Genomic DNA, 24,259 nt, shown 5'->3' on the forward strand with positions numbered 1-24,259 from the left:
AGATTACCAATTCTTAAATCCAAAAGCAGAAGTAATTGGATAGCGTCTGCCTTTGCCAAAGTTACGAGCAGTAATTTTCGGACCTACTGCTGATTGTCGCCTTTTATATTCGTTAATATCAACTAATTTAATAACACGTCTTATTGTTACTTCATCATAACCTTGTGCAACTAGTTGTTCAATCGAAAAATCCTGTTCTACATACCCCTTTAATATTCCATCTAAAATATCATAAGGTGGTAAGCTGTCTTCATCTTTTTGATCTGGGGCTAGCTCAGCTGATGGAGGACGAGTAATCACACGTTCTGGAATAACATAAGAGCGACTATTCCGATATTTAGATAATGCAAATACCATAGTTTTAGGTACATCTTTAAGTACATCAAATCCACCGGCCATATCGCCATAAAGTGTTGCATATCCTACAGACATTTCACTTTTATTACCTGTTGTTAGTACGAGTCTACGACGTTTATTTGACAAAGCCATTAAAATAACACCTCGACAACGTGCTTGTAAGTTTTCTTCGGTAGTATCTTTTTCCGTACCTAAAAACATCGGTGTTAAAGAGCTCATGAAGGAATCAAACATCGGTTCAATTGAAATAATATCAAACTCAACCCCCAATATTTCCGCCTCTTCTTTTGCATCAGCGATACTAATATCAGCTGTATAGCGAAATGGCATCATAACAGCCTGTACTTTATCTTTACCTAATGCATCAACGGCAATAGCTAAAGTTAACGCTGAATCAATGCCACCTGATAACCCTAATACCGCACCTTGAAAACCATTTTTAGTAATATAATCACGCGTTGCAAGTACTAACGCATCATAAACAGCCGCTAATGGATCGTCATTAAGGCTAGGTATTGGTTTATAATTATCATTGAGCTGAAAAATAGATATTTGCTCTTCAAACGAATTTAATCGCTGGACGATATCACCCTTTTCGCTACAGACAAACGAACCACCATCAAAAACAAGCTCATCTTGGCCACCAATTTGATTCACATACACAATTGGTAATGCGGTTCTTACTGCATGTTGTTTAATAAGTTCCTGGCGATACTGCGGTTTTTCATAGGCGTACGGTGAAGCATTAATCGAAATAACCAAGTCGGCACAGTTTGCTGCAATTCGATCAATGGGTTCACATTGCCAAAGATCTTCACAGATTAATAAGCCAACTTTTTTACCTTTAAAATCGACCACACAAGTTTGCTCACCGGCAGTAAAATAGCGTTTTTCATCAAATACATCATAATTAGGTAATTGCTGTTTGTGATAACACGCTAATTGCTGTCCATCGAGAAATAGTGACAATGAGTTATATATCAAACCATCTTGCCAATGAGGATGACCAACAATTACTCCACATTGTTTACTAGCTTGTTTGATGGCCGATAACGCTTGTTGGCAACGATTTTTAAAGTCATCACGATAAATTAAATCTTCTGGAGGATAACCACAAATTGCAAGTTCAGAGAAAATAATAAGATCATGAGATGAATGGCTTTGCATCAATTCAATGATTTTCTGAGTATTACCTTCAATATCACCTACACGCCAATTTTTTTGTGCTAATACGAAAGATAAGGACATATAAATTCAACATTACAGATAAAAATTGGCAGTAAGTTTAAATGATTCTAAGTTGCGCTGCCACTTTTTTATCGTTAACATGCAATATTAAATTGGCATAAACTTGTTTGGAAATAATTATGCAAAAGATCCTAGATGTAGCATTAGAAAATCGCAGTTATCCTATTACTATTGGTGAAAACTTACTTAGTCAATTCGAACATTTCAAACTACACAGCGGCCAGCGAGTACTTATTGCCACGAATGACACGATTGCCCCGCTTTATTTACAGCATTTGATAGATATGCTTGAGGCTCATGGGATAAAAACAGATTTTGTTATAGTCCCTGATGGCGAACAATATAAAACCATGGAAACATGGAATCAAATTCTAACCGCTCTACTTGCTAATAATCATACTCGAAATAGCATCCTTATAGCGCTAGGTGGCGGTGTTATTGGTGATGTTGCTGGTTTTGCTGCTTCTGCTTATCAACGAGGAATTAAATTTATACAAGTACCGACAACGTTATTATCACAAGTTGATTCATCCGTTGGAGGAAAAACAGCCATCAATCATCCTCTTGGTAAAAACATGATTGGTGCATTTTATCAGCCACAAGCTGTCGTTATTGATATTAATTGTCTTAAAACTCTACCACCACGAGAGCTTTCAGCAGGTTTAGCCGAAGTAATTAAATATGGCATCATTATGGATTCTGAGTTTTTTAATTGGTTAGAAACGCATATCGATGATCTACTTAATTTAGATGTAGATGCCTTAAGTTATTGTATTTATCACTGCTGTAAACTAAAAGCACAAGTCGTTGCCGCCGATGAAACAGAACAAGACATGCGTGCTATTTTGAATCTTGGTCATACTTATGGCCATGCTATTGAAGCGGAACTCGGCTATGGTAATTGGTTACATGGTGAAGCAGTTAGTGTTGGTATGTTAATGGCGGCACAAACAGCTAAATTGCTTGGTAAATTGACTGATAAAGATATTGAACGAATAAAAAATCTATTAATTAAAGCTAAACTACCAGTTAAAAGACCGGAACGAATGACAATTGAATCTTATATTCCACATATGCTACGAGATAAAAAAGTTCTTTCAGGACAAATTAGATTGGTCTTGCCAACTAAAATAGGTGCAGTTGAAGTCATTGATGTTGTTGATAAACAATTGATATTAGAAGCAATATCATCTATTTAAATTCTCATTTTTTCACATAACCGGCTATATTCAATATACGGATGCATGCAATTCTCTCACCGCATCCGTACATATTTATTTACATCCACTCAAGTTAAATTATTAATACCTGTAAATATTAGCTTACAAAACATTAATTAATCTAACAATAAGTTAATTTTTGATTTACTATTCCGTAATTTTGTGTTTACATATTGCTTGTTTATGTAATTAATATTTTACATATAAAAATATGAATGATTTTAACAAGGAAAACCAAATGTTAAAAGATACACTAAATAATGTTCGAATCAGAGATGAGCATATGTTAATCACGCCCGAAGAAATAAAAAACCTTTATCCATTATCATCTGAATTAGAAAATCAAATTGCTTCATCCCGACAAACCATTGTTGATATTTTAGAACGTCGAGATCACCGATTACTTATAGTTTGTGGTCCCTGTTCTATTCATGATCCTGATGCAGCTATTGAATATGCACATAAATTAAAAAAACTTTCTGATGAAGTGAAAGATAACTTATTTATTGTTATGCGAGTTTATTTTGAAAAACCAAGAACCACTGTTGGTTGGAAAGGTATGATTAATGACCCGCATATGGATAGCTCATTTGATATTGAACATGGCTTAAAAAAAGCACGTAAGTTGTTACTTGATATCACTAAGATTGGATTACCAATTGCGACAGAAGCGTTAGATCCAAACACTCCGCAATACATTGGTGATTTAATCAGCTGGTCAGCTATTGGAGCGAGAACAACTGAATCACAAACCCACCGAGAAATGGCTTCTGGACTATCAATGCCTGTTGGTTTCAAAAATGGCACAGATGGTAGTTTAGACGTAGCAATTAATGCAATGAAATCAGCTTCAATGGCACATCGATTTGTTGGAATTAACCAAAAAGGACAAGTTACAGTATTACAAACTTTAGGTAATCCACATGGTCATGTGATCCTTAGAGGCGGAAAAGCACCTAATTATGATGCTGAAAATGTCGCTTTATGTGAACAGCAAATGGATAAGGCTAAATTAGTCCCTAACTTAATGATAGATTGTAGTCATGCTAATTCCAATAAAGATTACCGTAATCAACCTATCGTTGCAGACTCGATTATTGAGCAAATTAAGCAAGGCAATAACTCGATTATTGGAGTAATGATAGAGAGTAATTTATTTGAAGGTAATCAATCATCTGAACAACCAAAAGAAAATTTCAAATATGGTGTATCCGTTACTGATGCCTGTATTAACTTTGAAACGACTGAGCAATTATTGCGAAGAATGAATAATGATTTAGCACAGCCGTTAAAGAGTAGAAAAAAGTAAACGGTTAAAGCTAAAATTATGTTTATAAATCGCCGACTATTGTCGGCGATTTTTTTACTAACCAAGTTGCTTACGAGCATTACGGAAAATTCGCATCCACGGACTATCTTCTCCCCAATTATCAGGATGCCACGAATTGGTTACCGTTCTAAATACTCGCTCTGGGTGTGGCATCATAATCGTTGCTCGACCATCACTTGAGGTTACCGCGGTAATACCATTTGGTGAACCATTTGGATTTGCCGGGTACTGCTCTGTCACTTGACCAAAGTGGTTAATATAACGTGCGGCAACCAAACCTGAGTTTTCTAAATCAGTTAAATGCGCTAAATCATAGGTTTCAACTTGACCTTCACCATGTGAAACCGCAATCGGCATATGCGAACCTGCCATATCGGTAAATAGTAATGACGGACTAGATTGAATTTGAACTAAACTAAAACGCGCCTCAAAACGTTCCGATATATTACGAACAAAGCGAGGCCATAACTCAGCACCTGGTATCAGTTCTTTTAAATTCGACATCATCTGGCAGCCATTACAAACACCTAACGATAAAGTATCATTGCGATGGAAGAATTGCTCAAATTCATGACGGACTTGTTCATTAAATAAAATAGACTTAGCCCAACCTTCACCTGCCCCTAATACATCGCCATAAGAAAAACCACCACAAGCAACTAACGTATTAAATTGATTCAAAGTCACTTGACCTGATAATAAATCAGTCATATGAACATCAATTGACTCAAAACCAGCTCGAGCAAATGCTGCTGCCATTTCAACATGTGAATTGACACCTTGTTCACGTAAAACTGCAACTTTAGGCTTCACGCCTTTGACTATGTAAGGTGCAGCAATATCTTGCTCAATATCAAAAGTAAGATGAACATTTAAGCCTGGATCATCATCATTTTGCTTAGCTTGGTGTTCTTGATCTGCACATTGTGGATTATCACGTAAGCGTTGCATTTGCCAAGTGGTTTCTGCCCACCATGTTCTTAATGTCAATCGCGATTCGCTATACACAACGGCGCTATTATTACGAATAATAAATTGCTGTCCTGTTTTAGCTGTTCCTAATGTATGAATCGCCTGAGATAATCTAAGCTGCTTAAAGCATGTCATGACTTTTTCTAAATCACCATTACGAATTTGAATAACCGCACCGAGTTCTTCATTAAACAGTGAGGCAATCACATCGCTACCAAGTGAATTAATATCAACATCTATACCACAATGTCCTGCAAATGCCATTTCTGCTAAGGTTACCAATAAACCACCATCAGAACGGTCGTGGTAAGCAAGTAAGGTATTTTGCGCAACTAAACTTTGGATGGCCTGATAAAAAGCGGCTAATTCTTTAGCATCATGAACATCAGCTGTTCTTTGTCCTAGATGACGATAAACTTGTGCTAATGCTGTTGCCCCTAATGCTTGATGACCTTTAGATAAATCAATAAATAGTAATAGATTATCCTCATCTGTACAAAGTTGGGGGGTAACTGTTTTACGCACATCTTCAACTCGAGCAAATGCGGAAATTACCAATGATAACGGCGAAGTTACCGTTTTTTGCTCACCATCTTGTTGCCATGTTGTTTTCATTGACATGGAGTCTTTACCAACCGGAATGGCTAATCCTAAAGCTGGACATAACTCTTCACCAATGGCTTTAACGGCTTGATAAAGACCAGCATCTTCACCAGGATGACCAGCGGCAGCCATCCAGTTAGCTGAAAGCTTAATATGTTTAATGTCGCCAATATTTGTCGCAGCAATATTGGTAATTGCTTCACCAACCGCTAATCTAGCTGATGCTGCAAAATTAAGCAGGGCAACAGGAGCTCGTTCCCCCATTGACATGGCCTCACCGTAATAACTGTCTAAACTTGCTGTTGTCACCGCGCAATCGGCAACCGGCACTTGCCAAGGTCCAACCATCTGATCACGAGCCACCATACCTGTTACCGAACGGTCACCAATGGTAATTAAGAAAGTTTTTTCCGCCACAACTGGCAAATGTAATACTCGTTTTACCACATCATATAAATTGATATCGGATGTTGAAAAATGATCACCTTCTGCTTGGCTAGATTTAACATCTCGTAACATTTTTGGCGTTTTACCCAATAGCACGTCTAATGGTAAATCTATTGGATTATTATTAAAATGTTCATCATGTAACACGACCGCTTTATTAATTGTAGCTTCACCAATTACTGCATAAGGTGTACGTTCACGCTTACAAAGTTCATCAAACAATTCTAAGCTTTCTGGGTGAATAGCCAGTACATAGCGCTCTTGTGATTCATTACACCAAATTTCTAACGGTGACATTCCGGGTTCATCACTTAGTATTTTGCGTAATTCAAACTGACCACCACAGCCACCATCGCTAACCAATTCCGGCATAGCATTGGACAAACCACCAGCACCAACATCATGAATAAATAAAATTGGGTTTTTATCACCAAGTTGCCAACAACGATCGATTACCTCTTGGCAACGACGCTCCATTTCTGGGTTATCACGTTGAACTGAAGCAAAATCAAGATCAGCATCTGATTGTCCTGATGTCATAGATGAGGCAGCACCACCACCTAGACCAATATTCATGGCAGGCCCACCCAAGACAATTAATTTGGAGCCGATAGGAAATTCACCTTTTTGAATATGTTCACGACGAATATTGCCCATACCACCAGCTAACATAATCGGTTTGTGGTAACCTCTGACTTCATCACCATTATAACTGTTTACTTTCTCTTCATAAGTACGAAAATAACCAAGTAAAGCTGGACGACCAAATTCATTATTAAATGCCGCACCACCTAAGGGCCCATCCATCATAATGTCAAACGCACTAACAATTCGATCGGGTTTACCAAAATCTTGTTCCCAAGGTTGTTCAAAATTGGGAATTCGTAAGTTCGAAACAGAAAAACCTACTAATCCTGCTTTTGGTTTAGCTCCTTTTCCTGTCGCTCCTTCATCTCGTATCTCACCGCCACTACCGGTTGCCGCCCCCGGCCAAGGAGATATTGCCGTTGGGTGATTATGGGTTTCCACCTTCATTAAAATATCAGCATATTCCTGATGATAATCATAGCTTCGACTATCATAATCAGCAAAGAATCGTCCAACTTTCGAACCATCCATAACCGCGGCATTATCCTTATAAGCGGATGACACATAATCTGGCGTATGTTCAAAAGTATTTTTGATCATTTTAAATAATGATTTTGGTTGTTTTACACCATCAATAATCCAATCAGCATTAAATATTTTATGACGACAATGTTCAGAGTTTGCTTGACCAAACATATAAAGCTCAATGTCAGTCGGATTACGGTTTAATTTCTGAAAATTCTCAACTAAATAGTCAATTTCATCTGGTGCTAAAGCCAAACCTAATTTTAGATTAGCTTCCTCTAATGCTTGACGACCTTGTCCTAACAAATCAATAATTGTTACTGGTTTGGGTTGATCAGCCCTAAATAATTGTTCAGCTTGCTCAAAACTGCTTAAAACGGTCTCCATCATTCGGTCATGTATCAAGCCCAGAAAAGCATTTTTTTGACAATCAGTTAACGGAGAACTAGCTTGCACATAATAAGCAATACCTCGTTCTATTCGATGGATTTGTGATAGTCCACAATTATGGGCTATATCGGTTGCCTTTGATGACCATGGTGAAATGGTGCCTTCGCGTGGGGTAACTAAAAAGAGTATTTTACTGGTTTTATCTTCGACATCTATTTGTGCACTTTTAGGGCCATATTGTAACAACTTATCTAAGGTTAATTGTTGTTGAACAGTTAATTCAGCACTTAAATCAATAAAGTGAATGTATTGGGCTTCAATATTTGTTATAGGGATAGATTGTTCACGACAAGAGGATAAAATTTTATTAATACGAAATGCAGATAGAGCAGAAGAACCAGCTAAAATTTTCATGCTAAGAGTACTCTTTTTAAGCCAAAATAGGAAAAAAATAGAACAACATTATAAAATAAACTGACCAAAGAGGCTATCTTAAAAATCATAATATAATGTAATCAAAGAATTTTGAGGAAAGGGGTTTTTTAACGCTCAATTCGGCTTTTTATGATTATTTAAAACACTACAATTTTTTAAAATAAATCTTTAATGTTTATTATTAAATTAAGAAATTTTTTAATTACAATCAGTTAGTAATCATTATTATAAGGATTATATTCATACGGCAAAAGTAAGACAAACTAACCTTCTGACGATGATATCAATAAAAATATAAAGTAGAGTAGATTAATACGCCAACCAGAGTTGGCGTATTGATTATGATTAAGCTTCGTTCCAACTGTCTCTTAATCCCACTGTTCGATTAAATACTAAATTATCTTCAGTGGCATATTTACTATCAAGACAAAAATAACCTTCACGTTCAAATTGATAAGCTTGTTCTGCTTTGGCTTTTTGCAAACTAGGCTCAACAAACCCATGTTTAATAATCAATGAATTTGGATTGATAGTTGATAAAAAGTCCTCTGCACTACCTGGATTTGGAGTATTAAATAGCCGATCATAAAGACGAATTTCAGCTGGCTTAGCAAATTTAGCTGACACCCAGTGAATAACACCTTTAACTTTACGTCCATCTTCAGGATTCTTATTTAAGGTAGCAGGATCATAACTACAATAAATAGTTTGAATATTACCGTCCGCATCTTTTTCAACACGCTCTGCTCGTATCACATAAGCATTACGCAAACGAACTTCTTTACCTAACACTAAACGCTTATAATTTTTATTTGCTTCTTCCCTAAAATCAGCTCGATCTATATAAATTTCACGCGTGAATGTCACTTCTCGATGACCTAATTCTGGGCGATTAGGGTGATTTGGCATGCTAAGTACTTCATCTAGTGTTTCCGAAAAGTTTTCAATGACAACTTTAACAGGATCCAGTACCGCCATTGCTCGTGGCGCATTTTCATTGAGATCTTCACGAATACAGAACTCAAGTGTACTCATTTCAACGGTATTTTCTTGTTTAGTTACACCAATTCGACGACAAAATTCACGAATTGATGCCGGTGTATAACCACGGCGACGCAGACCAGATACGGTAGGCATCCGAGGATCATTCCACCCGTCAACAATTTGTTCAGAAACTAACTGGGTTAATTTTCGTTTAGAAGTAATCGCATATTCAAGATTTAATCTTGAAAACTCATACTGATGCGGTCTTGCTTCAATAGTAATATTATCTAAAACCCAATCGTACAAACGACGATTATCTTGAAACTCAAGTGTACAAAGTGAATGGGTTATATTTTCAATAGCATCCGAGATACAATGTGTAAAATCATACATTGGATAAATACACCATTTATTGCCTGTTTGGTGGTGCTCAGCAAATTTTATACGATATAACACGGGATCACGCATAACAATAAATGGTGATGCCATATCGATTTTTGCTCTTAAACAAGCTTTACCTTCTGCAAATTTACCTTCTTTCATTTGGATGAATAATGCTAGGTTTTCTTCAATGCTTCGATCACGATAAGGGCTATTTTTACCTGCTTGTGTTAATGTTCCACGATATTCGCGGATTTCATCAGCAGACAACTCATCAACATAAGCAAGACCTTTATTAATCAGTTCTATTGCATATTCATATAAACGGTCAAAATAGTCAGATGAGTAACAAATTTCACCATCCCACTGGAATCCTAACCAACGAACATCTTCTTTTATAGATTCAACGTATTCGATATCTTCTTTGGCAGGATTGGTATCATCAAAGCGTAAATTACATTTACCCTGATAATCTTGCGCAATTCCGAAATTTAAACAGATAGATTTTGCATGACCAATATGTAGATAGCCATTAGGTTCAGGTGGAAAACGGGTATGGGTTGTTTTATATTTTCCAGCCGCAAGATCTGCATCAATAATTTGACGAATAAAGTTAGTTGGACGAGTTTCGTTCTCTGTCGGTAATACACCGCTCATAAAAAAACCTCTAATTATATATGTTTACTCATGACCAATTTAGAAATGAGATTTTTCTCTTTTATCATTTGACCAAAGAATATAACAAATTTTTTGTTTTTTCGAAACGTTAAAACAAGAGTTTTAAGTTATCTAAAAAATATTGTTATTTAAATCTATATCTTTCTTAATAGTTTTTGATTAAATTTTATTAAATCTGGCTTGATTATTCATCACCTGATTTTATCGAAACCACAAATCTAGCGCCCCCTAATGGACTCGTCACCACAAAGGCTTTACCGTCGTGGAATTCAGCCATTAATTTTACATAAGCAAGCCCTAACCCATATCCGCCAGTTGAACGTGTGCGGCTAGTATCAAGTCGAGCAAAAGGCATAAAAATTTTTTCACGCGCATCAAAAGGAATACCTGTGCCATCATCATCAATCTCTAAAATCACTCGATGATCCTGTTTCGTGATATTCAACACAGCTTTATGTGCAGCATATTTAAACGCATTGAGTAGTAAATTTTTGACAATAGTTTCAGCCAAATTAGTATCAATTTTGGCTTCTACATCTTGACTATTACAAACTAGCTCAAACCCTTCTGGTTTAAATAGTGCTAATGATTGACAAACTTTTTCGCCCCATTCTTTCAACGATACATTAGTAAGATTTAATTCGATGTTACTCTGCTGCATTTTGAAATAATTCAAGCTGGCATTAATTAGCGTTTCAAGTTCGTCAATATCATCGCTCATCCCTTTTTGCAGTAATGCTTTTTCATGCTCATCAGTAGACTCTTCAAGCATACTTAACTCAAATCGCATCCGTGCAAGTGGCGTGCGAAGTTCATGAGCCATTGCATGCGAAATCGTTTGATTGGTACTAACTAAATGTTCAATGTGAGTCCCCATATTATTTAGTACATTAGCTAACGGTTTAAATAACCAACCTTTCACATTTTCAGTACGCGCTTTTAAATTTCCCTGCCCCAATTGCTCTGCGGTTTGACGAATATTAACCAGATCTTTCCAAACAGCACTAAAAGCAAAATAGATTAAAATAAAAAAGATAATGGCACTAAACAATGCCCAAATAATAAGAAATACACTCAACGACATGGTATTCGATTCTAATATATCGCGCATTAAAATCGGACCTAGTTGCAATAGATGTCCATCCTTTAAATCAATATAGACAACCTCGTCATCACCATCATAAGCAAAACCGAGTTTTTCTAACTCTTTTTTAACCGAATAAGATAAGATAGTATTTGCTGGTAGTATTTTTATTGGATAACCAAATGAAGGCTGCAATTCATTCACTACATCTTGCAATGGACGTTGCTTATTTTCATCAATGTGTTTACGAATTAAGTTGACTGTTCCGCGTTGAGATTCACGAAAAACAATATGATCATCGGGCATATCAGTTAATGATGAAGGTAATGAGTCAAATACCAATAATGCACCATAAGCAATAATACATTGTAACGAAAGCAAAATAACAAGGTAAAAGACGATGCGGCGATTGAAGAATAGCGGTTTAGCTAATAATTGTTTCAATGGTTTTCCCCTTCACGCATAAATAGATAGCCTTTTCCGCGCACGGTTTTAATCCGTGATGAGTTGTCAGGATCATCTAGTAATTTGCGCCGTAATCGAGAAATGCGCGCGTCAATAGAACGATCGCTACCGTCAAAATCAATACCTCTTACTTGAGAAAATATATCGTCTCGCGATAAAATCTTACCGGCGTTATTTGCTAATAACCAAAGTAAATCAAATTCTGCCGTAGTCAAATCGATATCTTGCCCATCTAATAACACTCTTCGATTTTCACCATCAATAACTAAATTATCAAAGACCAGACTATTATTGTTAAACGAAGTTATTAGTTCCTTATAGCTTTCTTTATCGGTTTCGATCTGTTTTCGCCGTAACAATGCACGAATACGAGCAAGTAATAACCGCGGTTCTACAGGTTTAGCTAAATAATCATCTGCACCTAACTCTAAACCGACAATTTCATCAATGTTGTCTTCACTCGCGGTCATAATCAAAATATAGTTTGTAAACCACGAACGTATATCTCGACATATATCGAATCCAGATTTTTCTGGTAGCATGACATCTAAAATAACTAGATCGGGGTTGATCTGTTGTATTTTTTCTTCGGCACCGGCACCACTATTATGCCAATCAACCATATACCCTTGACGTATTAGATAAACTTGGATTAAATTGGCTAATCTTTCATCATCTTCGATGATTAATATACGTTCACTCATTTTCGGTTCTCTTTACCGTATAATGTGTACTTCAAAATACCTTATTATACAGGTAAATGCAGCCTCGTTACAAAAGATATACAAAGAGCCTACAAAGTTTACGACCGCTATATGAGAGAATTGGCGCCAATATCTATAACTAAGCAATTTTTACGTTAACTATGAATACTTTTTCATCAATTACTAATCATCTTTTTCAGCCATCTTATACTCACCACCAAAACCCTATTATTTTATGTGATTTTGATGGCACAATTAGTGTTAAAGATGTTACTGATACTTTACTTAGTCAATTTGGTCAAGATGGTTGTGATGAACTTGAGGAATTGTGGCTTAGCGGCAAAATCGGCTCTCAAGAATGTATGAGTAAACAGATTGCATTAATGGATGCTAGTCTGGATGAACTCAATCAAGCATTAGCAAAAATTGAAATTGATGATAATTTTAAAGCATTTATTAATTACACCGAAAAAAATCATATTCCAGTTCATGTAGTTAGTGACGGCTTAGATTATGCTATCCAATTTGTCTTAAAACGTCATGGTATTGAGCATCTACCTATTTATGCCAATAAGTTAATGCATAATAATCGACGAAGTTGGCGTCTGGAGTTCCCATTTGCCAATAAGGATTGTATTAAACAAAGTGGTAACTGCAAATGCAATCATGTTAAACAACAGCAACATTTCCCTCAGATACTATATGTTGGTGATGGTACTTCTGATTTTTGCGTTTCTCATCATGTAGATCTGGTTTTCGCCAAAGATAAGTTGATTAATTACTGTGAAAAAAACAATATTAAGCACAGTGCTATTGAGAGCTTTGCTGATGTAACCGAAGCATTAAAACAGATGCAACAAACACTAATTCCAGTCATGGCGGTAAAATAAAGGAATAATAATGAGTACAATTGAAGATTTATCTTATTTTTTACCTGGTAATAAAAATGGCGTGCTATTAATTCACGGTTTAACTGGTACACCAAATGAAATGCGTATTTTAGCCAATGGTTTACATAAAGCTGGATTTACTGTGTATGCAATACAATTAGCTGGTCACTGTGGTACAGAAGCAGATCTATGTAAAACAACTTGGCAAGATTGGTATAAAAGTGTTCAAGATGGTGCGGATTATTTAGCTCAACATGTTGATAATCTGTTTGTCGCAGGTTTATCTATGGGCGCATTATTAGCGTTAAAATTAGCTGCCGATCGTCCCAATCAAGTGAAAGGTGTTGGTGTTTTAGCGCCTACATTTTCTTATGATGGCTGGAGCATGCCATTTTGGGCTAAAAAATTCTTCTTTTTATTAGTCTATTTCAAAAAACTTGGTATTTTTCAAAAAGTATCTTTTATTGAAAAACCACCTTATGGCCTTAAGGATGAACGGATTCGAGCCGTTGTATCTGAAAGTATGTTAAGTGGTGATGCAGCATCTGCTGGATTGGCAGGTAACCCTTTCCCTGCTTTAGCTGAAATGCAGTTATTGGCTAAACATATGCGTCAGGAGTTACCTAAAGTTACCTCGCCGTGTTTAATTATGCATTCAGGTAATGATGACATTGCCAATATTGAAACAAATGCAAAATTAGTTGAAAAACACGTCTCTGGTCCAAAACAGTTAATTGTATTAAATGATAGTTACCATTTAATTACTATTGATAGCCAACGCCGAGAAGTGATTAAAGAATGTGCTTCATTTTTTAATAATCTTGCAGAAGGAAATTAAACATAATGTCATCTTTAGTTATTTTTCTTTGGGTTAGTAATATCTGTTTTGATACTTTAGGACAAGTTGCCTTTAAATATGCCGCAATATCACCGACCAATCGAGATGGTTGGTACTATTGGTTGGATTTGGCTAAAAATCATTGGATTTGGGTAGGAATAGCCTCTTACATTGCCGAATTTTTATTGTGGCTAGCCTTTTTAACCTTAGTGCCACTTTCTCAAGGCGTGTTACTCGCTTCATTCAATATTATTACTATCATGTTAGTCGGTCGAATTCTTTTCAAAGAATTACTCACCCTTTATCGCATTATTGGCATGTTATTAATAACTGCTGGTGTTATTTTTGTGGGGATGTCTTAATATGGCTAAGTTTTATTTGATTGGTTTTACCGTATTATTAATGTTTGATACCATTGCCCAGTGCAGCTTTAAATTGGCGGCTGAGCATGCACAACCTCTTGCGATGAGTGTTGAATGGATTATTAGGGTTTTTTCTGGCCATTGGATCTATGTATCAATTGCAGGTTATATTTTTACTTTCTTCACTTGGATGACTTTATTAAAAAAAGCGCCTGTCGGACCTGCTTTTGCGGCGTCTCATTTCGAGGTCGTCACGGTAATGATCGCATCAGTTTGGTTATTTAATGAACCAATAACATTATTTAAGTTAATTGGAACAATATTGATTGTTTCAGGAATTATGTTTCTGGCATTGGCGGAAAGTAAACTAACTAATAAAAACATTCATAATAGTTATTAATCAAATCTAAATCAAAAATCAAGCCTAGCTATATTTCATTGAAGAATAACAGAGTAACAATACTAGGCTTTTAAAGCATTTAATAATGTTAAATTGAGTTGATGTTGTTCTTGTTGCCAACCATTTAGGTTTTCTAATGATATTTCTGGTTGTTTATCTAATGAACTAAGTAATCGTTTAAACCAGCTTTTCGGTTGCCATATTGATAATTCACCAGTGATATCACTACCAATAATTCGTGGTTTAATTGAGGAAATAGTATCTAGTAAGTGATAGGTTTGCAGTTTTCCTTGATCCCAATTAGTATGAATAACCTCTTCACTTAATACGTCTTTATCTATCGATAAATATATTGGCTTAGTATTACGATATTGCTCAGATAAAAACTGGGTAATCAAATCATCAGGCGAATCAAAATGACGAAAAGCATGATTTAAACCAATTCTTTTCGCCCAAGAAACATTGACATCTAAGCTCCAATAAGTCAATTTTTTATGAAATAACGGTGACCATCTATTTTCCCAAAAATGCCATAAGCCAATATCATTAGAGGTTATGCCTAACACATGGACGTGACTCACGAATGGTAAACTTGCTACATAGCTTACCCATGAGCCACAGTGAACACCAAACAGATAACGCATATTGTCTGGATGATTATCAAAAATAATCACTTCAATTGGATTATCTGCTGAATATTGCTTAGCAAGTTGCTCAATTAGTAATAACGAAATATGATGATAATCACCGCTCCCCATCAATACTGTGCCATAGTTTTCTGGTAATGCTTGTTGTAATTGCATTTTAAATTTTTGGAAATTTTTTTCATTACAACCAAAACGAATTACATCTTGCCACTGCGTGAAATCAATCGTTTTAGCGTCATTAATTTCACCTACGCTTTGATCAAAATTAAGGATAACCGGCAATGTCATGCTACTTTCTCCTTATCGGTTTCAAAATGGCCTATTAATTTACGTAAAATTACTCTTAACAGAGGATTTCGAATATAAACTAGATGTTTGGTTAAAGTAAAACTAGCACCTAACGAAGCTTTAACTTCGGGATCTGTCCAACCGGCGACATAACTACTTAGTTTCTGTTGTAACGCATATTCAAGATTAACAAACCAGCTAACAAAATAGAGATTCAATTCCCGTGCCTGCGGATAAACCATACCAATATACTTATCAATTAGAACATTATTCACCACAAAACAGATGTTATAACCAATTAATTGGCCATCATAGTGATAAGTGAAAATACGCCCATTTGCTGCTTTACTTTGCAGTAATTGGATAAAAAATGGTTTGGTTAATAAATCAAAATGGACTTCACTTTGTTCATATACATTAAGATAAAGCTGATAATATAAATTAAGATTGGCGTCATCAAAAAAACTGTCATCACCAGTTTGTAAAATGTTAATCTCTAATTTTTCACGAGATTTCAGTTTTCTTCTTAAATTCTTACGACGGCTATATGATAATTTTGCCAAAAAGTCATTTATCGATTCGAAATCGATTGGAACCCACGCTAAAGCTTGTCCTTCAACCTCAATAAAACCATTATCTTTTAATGAACCAATAACCTGTTTAGAATATTGATTATCCTGCTTACTAAGTAAAGGCGAGTCAGAAGGTAAATCTTTCACAATAGTAAAAGGATATTTCTTTGCATACGCCGTTTTAACATTATCAGCTAATTGCTGCGCATTCACTTTATCAGTTAACAAGCTGTATTCAGAAACTGTCGTTCCGACAAAACATGTTCTTGGTTGTAACCAATGTCGCCATTTCCGATAAAAAGGTAATTTATGAACTTTATGTTTAAAATCATCATCGGCAGTTGTGAGCAAATCAAACTTAGCAGAAAAAGCAGGTACACCATCTTCACTCATCCAGCTCGTAAATTCCTGTGGTGGATGAGAAATAAAATTATTGATTAGTTCATTTGGTTCTAGTTGATTGATATATCGCATAACTTTCTATAAAGGATCGGGTATAACTAGAATCCCGCTAACACATATTAGCGGGATTATTTTGCTTTAAGACTTAAAGTTCTTTTTTAGCTCGAGTAATTAATTGGTCAAGTAATTCAATACCTTGATCGATTTCTTGACGAGTAATGTGTAAAGAAGGAGCAAAAGTGATAACATTTTTGTAATAACCACCAATATCAAGCACCAAGCCCATTTTATTACCTTTCCAATCAAGATCCCCTGACATACCAATATCAACCATTTTATCAACTAATGCTTTGTTAGCGGTAAATCCGTCTTCGGTACAAATCTCAGCACGTAGTGCAAGACCTAAGCCATCAACCTCACCAATTTCTTTATGTTTCTTCTCAAGTGTTTTTAATCCTTCAAGGAAGTATGCACCACTTTCCATCACCATTTTTTCGTAATCGGTTTCTGAAGTCATTTTTAATACTTCTAAACCAACCGCAGTACCTAATGGATTTGAAGCAAAAGTTGAATGTGTTGAACCAACTGGGAATACTTCAGGATTAATTAACTCTTCTCGAGCCCATAATCCTCCAAGTGGATTTAAACCATTAGTTAATGCTTTAGCGAACACAACTACATCAGGTTTAACATCAAAGTGTTCGATTGACCATAGTTTACCAGTACGATAAAAGCCCATCTGAATTTCATCAACAACTAATAAAATACCATATTGATCTAAAACTTTTTTCAGACCTTTAAAGTAGTTACGAGGAGGAACAATATAACCACCTGTTGCTTGTAAAGGTTCGGCATAGAAAGCAGCATATTCAGCTTGTCCAACTTTTGGATCCCAAACTCCGTGATATTCTGTTTCGAATAAACGAGCAAATTCAGCGACTAAATGTTCACCATATTCTTCTGAAGTCATTCCTTTAGGGCGACGGAATGGATATGGGAAAGGAACAAACATAGCACGATCACCAAAATGACCATAACGGCGACGATAACGATAACTTGAGGTAATTGAAGATGCCCCCAAAGTACGACCATGGTAACCACCTTGGAAAGCAAACATTAGTGATTTACCGCCGGTAGCATTACGCACTACTTTTAATGAATCTTCAATACATTGTGAACCACCAACATTAAAATGCACACGGCCTTGGTAACCAAATCGTTTTTCCATACCTTGAGCAATAGTTTTTGCTAATTCAATTTTAGTTGGATGAAGATACTGACTTGCACATTGCGGTAAAGTATCGATTTGTTTTTTAAGTACGTTATTTAGACGCTCATTGGCATAACCAAAGTTACAAGCTGAGTACCACATTTGTAAATCAAGAAAGGCTTTACCTTCTTTATCATACATGTAGCTACCTTCACAGCCATCAAAAATCTTCGGTGGTTCAACGTAATGCACGGTATCACCAAATGAGCAATATTTTGCTTCATCAGCTAATAATACTGCGTCGTCAGGGCGACTGTTAATCATTTCTTTAGTTGGTTTACTCATAATTTATCTCACTAATCCATATTCAAATATGACAAAATGTGGCATTATTATCGGAGAAAAGTGATTGTAACAATGTACAATTACTGTATAGATTTTGTGACGACAGACTTGAGATAAAGGAATCACAATAGCTCTCTTAAACCATATCACTATGAATAGGTATTAAAATGAAAAGAATAAGCTGTATAATTTCGCTATTATCAATGTGTTCTCTAGGATATACGCAAATTGTATCAGCAGAATCTAACTCATTGGGAATCGGTCTAGGTTGGTCAACTTCACCATATAAAAGTTATAGTTCAAACTACTATCCTATACCACACATTGATTATGACAATGGCTCGTTTTTTATTGATGATCTTTCTGCTGGAGTTTATGCACTCAATGATGATAATCAAAGTCTATCCTTTGGCGCTCGCTATTTAGCTAATGAATTTAAACCTCACGATTCTGATAATCATAAACTAAAACAGCTTGATAGCCGCCACTCAACCCTACTTGCTGATATTGAATATTCACTTAATACCAATTGGGGAATTTTTTCTAGTAGTATTGGCGCTGATATCCTTGATAATAGTAATAGTATTTTAGTTAATGCTGATTATACTGTGCCTTATATTGAAAATAATTTGATTGTTGCACCAACTATCGGTATAAATTGGGCAAATAATAAACATAATGACTATTATTATGGGATTTCGCACAAAGAATCTGCACGTTCAGGCTTAGGTTATTTCAATGCTGATAGCTCTTTTACACCTTACTTTGAAATTGCGGCTCAATATTCGTTAACAGATAATATTGCAACCTTTGGTGGAGTCCATATTGATAAACTAACAGGCGATGCAGCCGATAGCCCAATGGTTGATGATAGTACGGTAACATCTATTTATATGGGTGTATCTTATAAATTTTAAAGAATTTCTTATCAAATCTTATTACTAAGGCGATAATATATCATCGTCTATGAAATTTTATTATAAATCGTTATGATAAAATAAACTTCATAAAGCAAATTTTTGGAAATATAACACTATGCTTTGGTTTAAAAACGCAATTATTTACCAACTTAATAATGACAATTTACTTGATAAACAAACTATTGAACAAGCGCTTAAATCGGCTTCATTTTCGCCGTGCGGTAATTTAGATACCACTAAGATGGGATGGGTTTCGCCTTATAATGATAATAACTTAGATGATTTCATTATAGATATGCAAGGACATTTACTGTTACGGATTAAAAAAGAAACTAAAATATTACCAGCGCCGGTAATTAAACAAGCACTAATTGATAAAATTGATAAACAAGAGAAAGCATTAAGTCGAAAACTCAGTAAAAATGAGAAAGCGACATTAAAAGATGAAGTGATGATCGATTTAATGCCTAGAGCATTTAGTAAATATAACCATTATTGGTTATGGATCGATACTGAAAATAGAAGAATTATTATTGATTGTAGTAGTTTTAAACTAGCTGAAGATATTTTAGCAATTTTACGTAAAGAGCTTGGATCTTTAGCATTAACCCCATTATCAATTGAGAAACCACTTGAAAAGATAATGACTACTTGGGTTAAAGAAAAGTTAAATTTCCCTCCTTTTATACTAGGTGATGAAGCTGAATTAAAAGATCCACTGGAAGGTAATGGAATTATTAACTGTAAAAACCAAGATATTACTAGCGACGAAATGTTAGTTCATTTAGATTCTGGTAAATGGGTAACCAAACTTAAAATTATTGATGAACGTGGTATCAATTTTATTATAAAGCCAGACTTTACATTGAAAAAAGTAAAATTTGATTCTATTATAATGGACGAAAATGAAGATATTGGTTCTGATGAGTTTGATAAACGACTTGAAGCGGATTTTTACATTATGGCCAATACTTTATCTAACTCTATAAATGATTTATATATTACAGTTAATAAAATTGGTTAATGCCAATTAAAGTTATTTAATTTTTAAAATGTAGGATTATTCTATCTAGCTTTGCGCAATTTATGTGCTATAATTAAAGCTAGATTATGTGTAACATAATTATTAGTAATATCTATTTATAAGAAGTAAATTTAAACAATAAAATCAAATTAAACAACGTCTATAACAAATAAGTTGAGGCAAAAAATGAAAAAAACGACTCTAGCTCTAGCAATTGCAGTTGCAAGTTTAACCGCTACTGCCGCTAATGCAGCATATGAAGACAACACTTTTTATACAGGTGCTAAATTAGGTTGGTCAGAACTTTATAAATTAGATGCAAAAAAAGTTCGTATTAGTGATGCATTCGATATCAAAACTTCTAATAGAAGTAATGTTGCAGGTGGTGCATTCTTAGGTTTCCAAGCTAATCCATATTTAGCATTTGAATTAGGTTATGATTGGTTAGGTTCAGCTAAATACAAAAGATCTTTTCATTATGCAGGTAAAGGATACGATTTAGGAAAAAGTAAAGTTTCTGCTCAAGGCGTTTCTTTAACTGGTAAATTAAGTTATCCATTATCATTCATCTCTGACGATTTAGATATCTATGGCCGTGCAGGTGCAATGGTAACTATCGCTAAATGGAAAAATGATGGTTTGACTAAAGATCTTTATGGTAAAGGCGGTACAAAAACAGATTTATCACCTGTTTACGCATTAGGTCTTGATTATCGTCTTAACGAAGACTTCTCAACTCGTTTAGAGTATCAATATGTTCAACATATTCATACTAAAACTGATGCATCTCCAGACGCAGGTACTGTTAGCTTAGGTATCACTTATCGTTTAGGTTCACCAGCGGTTGCAGCTCCAGTTGAAATCAAAACTGAAGTAAACCGTTATGTGTTAAATGAAGATGTGTTATTTGCTTATGCAAAAGCTGACTTAAAAGCAGAAGGTCGCCAAGCACTTGATAACTTATTAGCAACTCTTGTTAAAATTAACCCATCTGAAAGTGCTATCGTAGTAATTGGTCACACTGACCGTATTGGTTCTGATAACTACAACCAAAAACTATCAGAACGTCGTGCTCGCACTGTATTAAACTACTTAGTACAAAAAGGTGTACCAGCTGAAATTATCACTTCACGTGGTATGGGTAAATCACAACCAGTTACTGGTACTAAATGTAATGCACTTCGTGGCGCTGACTTAAAAGCATGTTTAGCACCAGATCGTCGTGTTGAAATTGAAGTTAAAGCACGTAACGTTCAAGAAGTTCAAGTAATTGATCAAACAAAATAATAATTGTTGATTAATGATATCTGTTAAAACCCAGCTTCAAGCTGGGTTTTTTATTTATACCCTTTGTTAATTAATAAATTATATCTTGTTTTTAAGCTATAAATTATCCACAAAAAAGATTATAATTATCGCAATATTGTTAGTATCCTAGTTAAAGGAGTAGCCGTGCCTACTGCAATTTGGCAAGATTGTCTTTCTCAATTACAAGAGGCCCTTCCAACAACAGAGTTCAACTTATGGATTCGCCCGTTGCAAGCAGAAATGATTGAGAATAAACTTTATATTTATGCGCCCAATAGATTTGTATTAGATTGGGTCAAAAATAAATATTTAACGACTATTTCACAGCTATTAAATACACTTTTAGGTAATGATTCTTTAAAATTATATCTTGAAGTCGGCTCCACTCTGTCAGTAGAAAAAAAATCTGAAGTTAATCAATCTAAGCCTGATATTGCCCCAGCTTGGAAAACAACCAAAGAAAGCAATAGTAACCACACATATTATTCAGGAATTAATCATAAACATACATTTAATAGTTTTGTTGAAGGTAAATCTAACCAACTTGCTGTAGCTGCCGCAAAACAAGTCGCTGAAAACCCAGGAAAAGCTTATAACCCATTATTTTTATATGGATCAACTGGGTTAGGTAAAACCCATTTATTACATGCAGTTGGTAATGAAATTATAGCCGGCAAAGCCAATGCCAAAGTGGTTTATATGCACTCAGAACGCTTTGTGCAAGATATGGTAAAAGCACTACAAAATAATGCTATTGAAGAATTCAAAAATTATTATCGTTCGGTTGACGCACTACTTATTGATGATATCCAATTTTTTGCTAATAAAGAACGATCTCAAGAAGAATTTTTTCATACCTTCAACTCATTATTGGAAGGTAATCAACAAATAATCTTAACTTCTGATCGTTATCCTAAAGAAATTAATGGTGTTGAGGATCGTTTAAAATCGAGATTTGGTTGGGGGTTAACCATTGCTATCGAGCCACCTGAGCTTGAAACTCGAGTTGCGATTCTAATGAAAAAAGCGGAAGAAAATAATATAAAACTACCTGAAGAGGTAGCATTTTTCATTGCTAAACGTTTGCGTTCCAACGTGCGTGAATTAGAAGGAGCATTGAATCGTGTGATAGCCAATGCCAATTTTACAGGTAAATCTATCACTATTGATTTTGTAAAAGATGCTTTGAAAGATTTACTTGCCTTGCAAGAAAAATTGATTACTATTGAAAATATTCAAAAAACGGTTGCTGAATATTATAAAATCAAAGTTTCTGATTTATTATCAAAACGTCGCTCTCGTTCAGTTGCAAGACCAAGACAGGTCGCTATGGCTTTAGCAAAAGAGTTGACGAATAAGAGCCTTCCAGAGATTGGAGATGGTTTCGGCGGTAGGGATCACACAACTGTATTACATGCTTGCCGAAAAATTGCAGAATTGAAAGAAGAAAGCAATGATATTAAAGAGGATTATTCCAATTTAATTAGAACATTATCAACTTAAAAAAGAATTAACACTATGAAATTTATTATAGATCGTGAAAAACTTATTAAGCCCTTACAGCTTGTTAGCGCACCGTTAAGCAGTCGCCCTACTTTACCTATTTTAGGTAATTTATTATTACAAGTTATTGATAATACATTATCAATGACCGGAACCGATTTAGAGATTGAGATGATATCTCATCTTCCTTTAACCGAACCTTGTGAGCCAGGGGCAACAACTGTTCCCGCAAGAAAGTTCCTCGATATTTGCCGAAATCTACCAAGTAATGCCCAAATTTCGATAAGCGTTGACGATAACCGATTAATTATTCAGTCTGGACGTAGCAAATTTTCCCTAGCCACATTACCTGCGACAGATTTTCCTAATTTAGAAAATTGGCAAAGTGATGTTGATCTATCCATACCACAAAAGACAATCAAACGACTTATTGATGCAGTCCAATTTTCAATGGCGAATCAAGATGTAAGATATTATTTAAATGGTATGTTATTTGAGATCGAAGATGGATTATTAAAAACCGTTGCGACAGATGGTCATCGTTTAGCTGTGTGTGCTCAACCCGTAGGTCAAAATATCGCGGAATCTTGTTCAGTTATTTTACCTAGAAAAGGGGTAATAGAACTAGCTAAACTGGTTAGTGACAATGATGAGTTAGTAAATATGCAGATTGGCAATAATAATTTACGTGTTAATCTTGGTGATTTTACCTTTACTTCAAAACTTATTGATGGAAGATTTCCTGATTATAAACGAGTGATGCCTCGTAATCCGGACAAACCACTTGAAGTATCATGCGAAGAGCTTAGAAATGCATTATCACGAGTGGCAATTCTTTCAAACGAAAAATTCCGTGGTATAAGATTATATGTACATAACAACCAAATAAAAATCACAGCAAATAATCCTGAACAAGAAGAAGCGGAAGAGGTGATTGATGTAAAATATGAATCACAAGAGCTTGAAATTGGCTTTAATGTGACTTATTTATTAGATATATTAAACACACTAAAATGTGATAGCGTACAATTATTATTAACAGATGCAACATCTAGTGTGCAAATTGAAGATATCAATAATCAATCAGCTACTTATGTTGTTATGCCAATGCGCTTATAGTAACTATCTATCAAACTTCC

At 35.2% G+C, this 24,259-nt stretch carries 19 protein-coding genes; 11 read left to right on the forward strand and 8 right to left on the reverse strand.

Features of this window, described 5'->3' with window-relative positions:
- Nucleotides 1–3 precede the first annotated feature (3 nt).
- Entirely contained in the window at nt 4–1,611 is a 1,608-nt protein-coding gene (locus H3T83_RS06050) for an NAD+ synthase (RefSeq protein WP_370528015.1), read from the reverse strand.
- 113 nt (nt 1,612–1,724) lie between these two features.
- On the opposite strand from H3T83_RS06050, the gene aroB reads away from it, so the two are divergent.
- The gene (aroB, locus tag H3T83_RS06055; RefSeq protein WP_065577825.1) at nt 1,725–2,804 is read left to right on the forward strand and encodes a 3-dehydroquinate synthase; all 1,080 of its coding nucleotides are present in this window, start codon (nt 1,725–1,727) and stop codon (nt 2,802–2,804) included.
- A 259-nt stretch (nt 2,805–3,063) separates the two neighbouring features.
- Entirely contained in the window at nt 3,064–4,134 is a 1,071-nt protein-coding gene (locus H3T83_RS06060) for a 3-deoxy-7-phosphoheptulonate synthase (protein ID WP_065577826.1), read from the forward strand.
- A gap of 57 nt (nt 4,135–4,191) precedes the next feature.
- Here the strand turns inward: H3T83_RS06060 and purL are convergent, their stop codons facing one another.
- From purL to H3T83_RS06080, 4 genes are all read right to left on the reverse strand, one after another.
- Nucleotides 4,192–8,094, reverse strand: a complete 3,903-nt coding sequence (gene purL, locus H3T83_RS06065) for a phosphoribosylformylglycinamidine synthase (RefSeq protein ID WP_198215352.1) — start codon at nt 8,092–8,094, stop codon at nt 4,192–4,194.
- 366 nt (nt 8,095–8,460) lie between these two features.
- Nucleotides 8,461–10,137, reverse strand: coding sequence for a glutamine--tRNA ligase (glnS, locus tag H3T83_RS06070; protein ID WP_198215353.1), 1,677 nt, complete (start codon nt 10,135–10,137; stop codon nt 8,461–8,463).
- A 205-nt stretch (nt 10,138–10,342) separates the two neighbouring features.
- Nucleotides 10,343–11,686 carry an ATP-binding protein gene (locus tag H3T83_RS06075; protein ID WP_065577829.1) on the reverse strand — a complete coding sequence of 448 codons (1,344 nt, stop codon included), beginning with the start codon at nt 11,684–11,686 and terminating at the stop codon, nt 10,343–10,345.
- Entirely contained in the window at nt 11,683–12,411 is a 729-nt protein-coding gene (locus tag H3T83_RS06080) for a response regulator transcription factor (protein ID WP_034901879.1), read from the reverse strand. Before H3T83_RS06080 ends, H3T83_RS06075 begins: the two co-directional genes overlap by 4 nt.
- 161 nt (nt 12,412–12,572) lie before the next feature.
- Here H3T83_RS06080 and H3T83_RS06085 point away from each other — a divergent pair, with 161 nt between their 5' ends.
- Genes H3T83_RS06085 through H3T83_RS06100 form a run of 4 tightly spaced genes read left to right on the forward strand, consistent with a single transcriptional unit; the run spans nt 12,573 to nt 14,901 of the window.
- Complete coding sequence (locus H3T83_RS06085) at nt 12,573–13,301, forward strand: MtnX-like HAD-IB family phosphatase (RefSeq protein ID WP_198215354.1); 729 nt, start codon at nt 12,573–12,575, stop codon at nt 13,299–13,301.
- A gap of 10 nt (nt 13,302–13,311) precedes the next feature.
- Nucleotides 13,312–14,139 (forward strand): carboxylesterase, encoded by an 828-nt coding sequence (locus H3T83_RS06090; protein ID WP_065651307.1) that lies wholly within the window; start codon nt 13,312–13,314, stop codon nt 14,137–14,139.
- A gap of 5 nt (nt 14,140–14,144) precedes the next feature.
- Nucleotides 14,145–14,501: an EamA family transporter gene (locus H3T83_RS06095; protein WP_034901884.1), complete on the forward strand. Its 357-nt coding sequence runs from the start codon at nt 14,145–14,147 to the stop codon at nt 14,499–14,501.
- Between the two features lies 1 nt (nt 14,502).
- Nucleotides 14,503–14,901 (forward strand): multidrug efflux SMR transporter, encoded by a 399-nt coding sequence (locus tag H3T83_RS06100; RefSeq protein ID WP_065577831.1) that lies wholly within the window; start codon nt 14,503–14,505, stop codon nt 14,899–14,901.
- Nucleotides 14,902–14,963: 62 nt separating this feature from the next.
- On the opposite strand, the gene H3T83_RS06105 is transcribed toward H3T83_RS06100, so the two are convergent.
- The 3 genes from H3T83_RS06105 to H3T83_RS06115 form a co-directional block, all read right to left on the reverse strand.
- Nucleotides 14,964–15,836 (reverse strand): arginase family protein, encoded by an 873-nt coding sequence (locus H3T83_RS06105; RefSeq protein ID WP_198215355.1) that lies wholly within the window; start codon nt 15,834–15,836, stop codon nt 14,964–14,966.
- Nucleotides 15,833–16,882: a GNAT family N-acetyltransferase gene (locus tag H3T83_RS06110; protein WP_198215356.1), complete on the reverse strand. Its 1,050-nt coding sequence runs from the start codon at nt 16,880–16,882 to the stop codon at nt 15,833–15,835. The genes H3T83_RS06105 and H3T83_RS06110 overlap by 4 nt, the downstream gene beginning before the upstream one ends.
- Before the next feature lie 73 nt (nt 16,883–16,955).
- On the reverse strand, nt 16,956–18,365 hold the full coding sequence (locus H3T83_RS06115) for an aspartate aminotransferase family protein (protein ID WP_086364958.1): 1,410 nt from the start codon (nt 18,363–18,365) through the stop codon (nt 16,956–16,958).
- A gap of 167 nt (nt 18,366–18,532) precedes the next feature.
- On the opposite strand from H3T83_RS06115, the gene H3T83_RS06120 reads away from it, so the two are divergent.
- From H3T83_RS06120 to dnaN, 5 genes are all read left to right on the forward strand, one after another.
- Nucleotides 18,533–19,282, forward strand: a complete 750-nt coding sequence (locus H3T83_RS06120; RefSeq protein ID WP_081298796.1) for a MipA/OmpV family protein — start codon at nt 18,533–18,535, stop codon at nt 19,280–19,282.
- A gap of 118 nt (nt 19,283–19,400) precedes the next feature.
- Nucleotides 19,401–20,309, forward strand: a complete 909-nt coding sequence (locus H3T83_RS06125) for a recombination-associated protein RdgC (protein ID WP_198215357.1) — start codon at nt 19,401–19,403, stop codon at nt 20,307–20,309.
- A gap of 186 nt (nt 20,310–20,495) precedes the next feature.
- Entirely contained in the window at nt 20,496–21,596 is a 1,101-nt protein-coding gene (gene ompA / locus H3T83_RS06130) for a porin OmpA (protein ID WP_086364956.1), read from the forward strand.
- A 165-nt stretch (nt 21,597–21,761) separates the two neighbouring features.
- Nucleotides 21,762–23,120: a chromosomal replication initiator protein DnaA gene (gene dnaA, locus H3T83_RS06135; protein ID WP_065577836.1), complete on the forward strand. Its 1,359-nt coding sequence runs from the start codon at nt 21,762–21,764 to the stop codon at nt 23,118–23,120.
- Nucleotides 23,121–23,135: 15 nt separating this feature from the next.
- Nucleotides 23,136–24,239 carry a DNA polymerase III subunit beta gene (gene dnaN, locus H3T83_RS06140; RefSeq protein ID WP_034901901.1) on the forward strand — a complete coding sequence of 368 codons (1,104 nt, stop codon included), beginning with the start codon at nt 23,136–23,138 and terminating at the stop codon, nt 24,237–24,239.
- Nucleotides 24,240–24,259 lie beyond the last annotated feature (20 nt).

Source organism: Gilliamella sp. M0320 (assembly GCF_016101635.1).
Taxonomy (GTDB): Bacteria; Pseudomonadota; Gammaproteobacteria; order Enterobacterales; family Orbaceae; genus Gilliamella; species Gilliamella apis.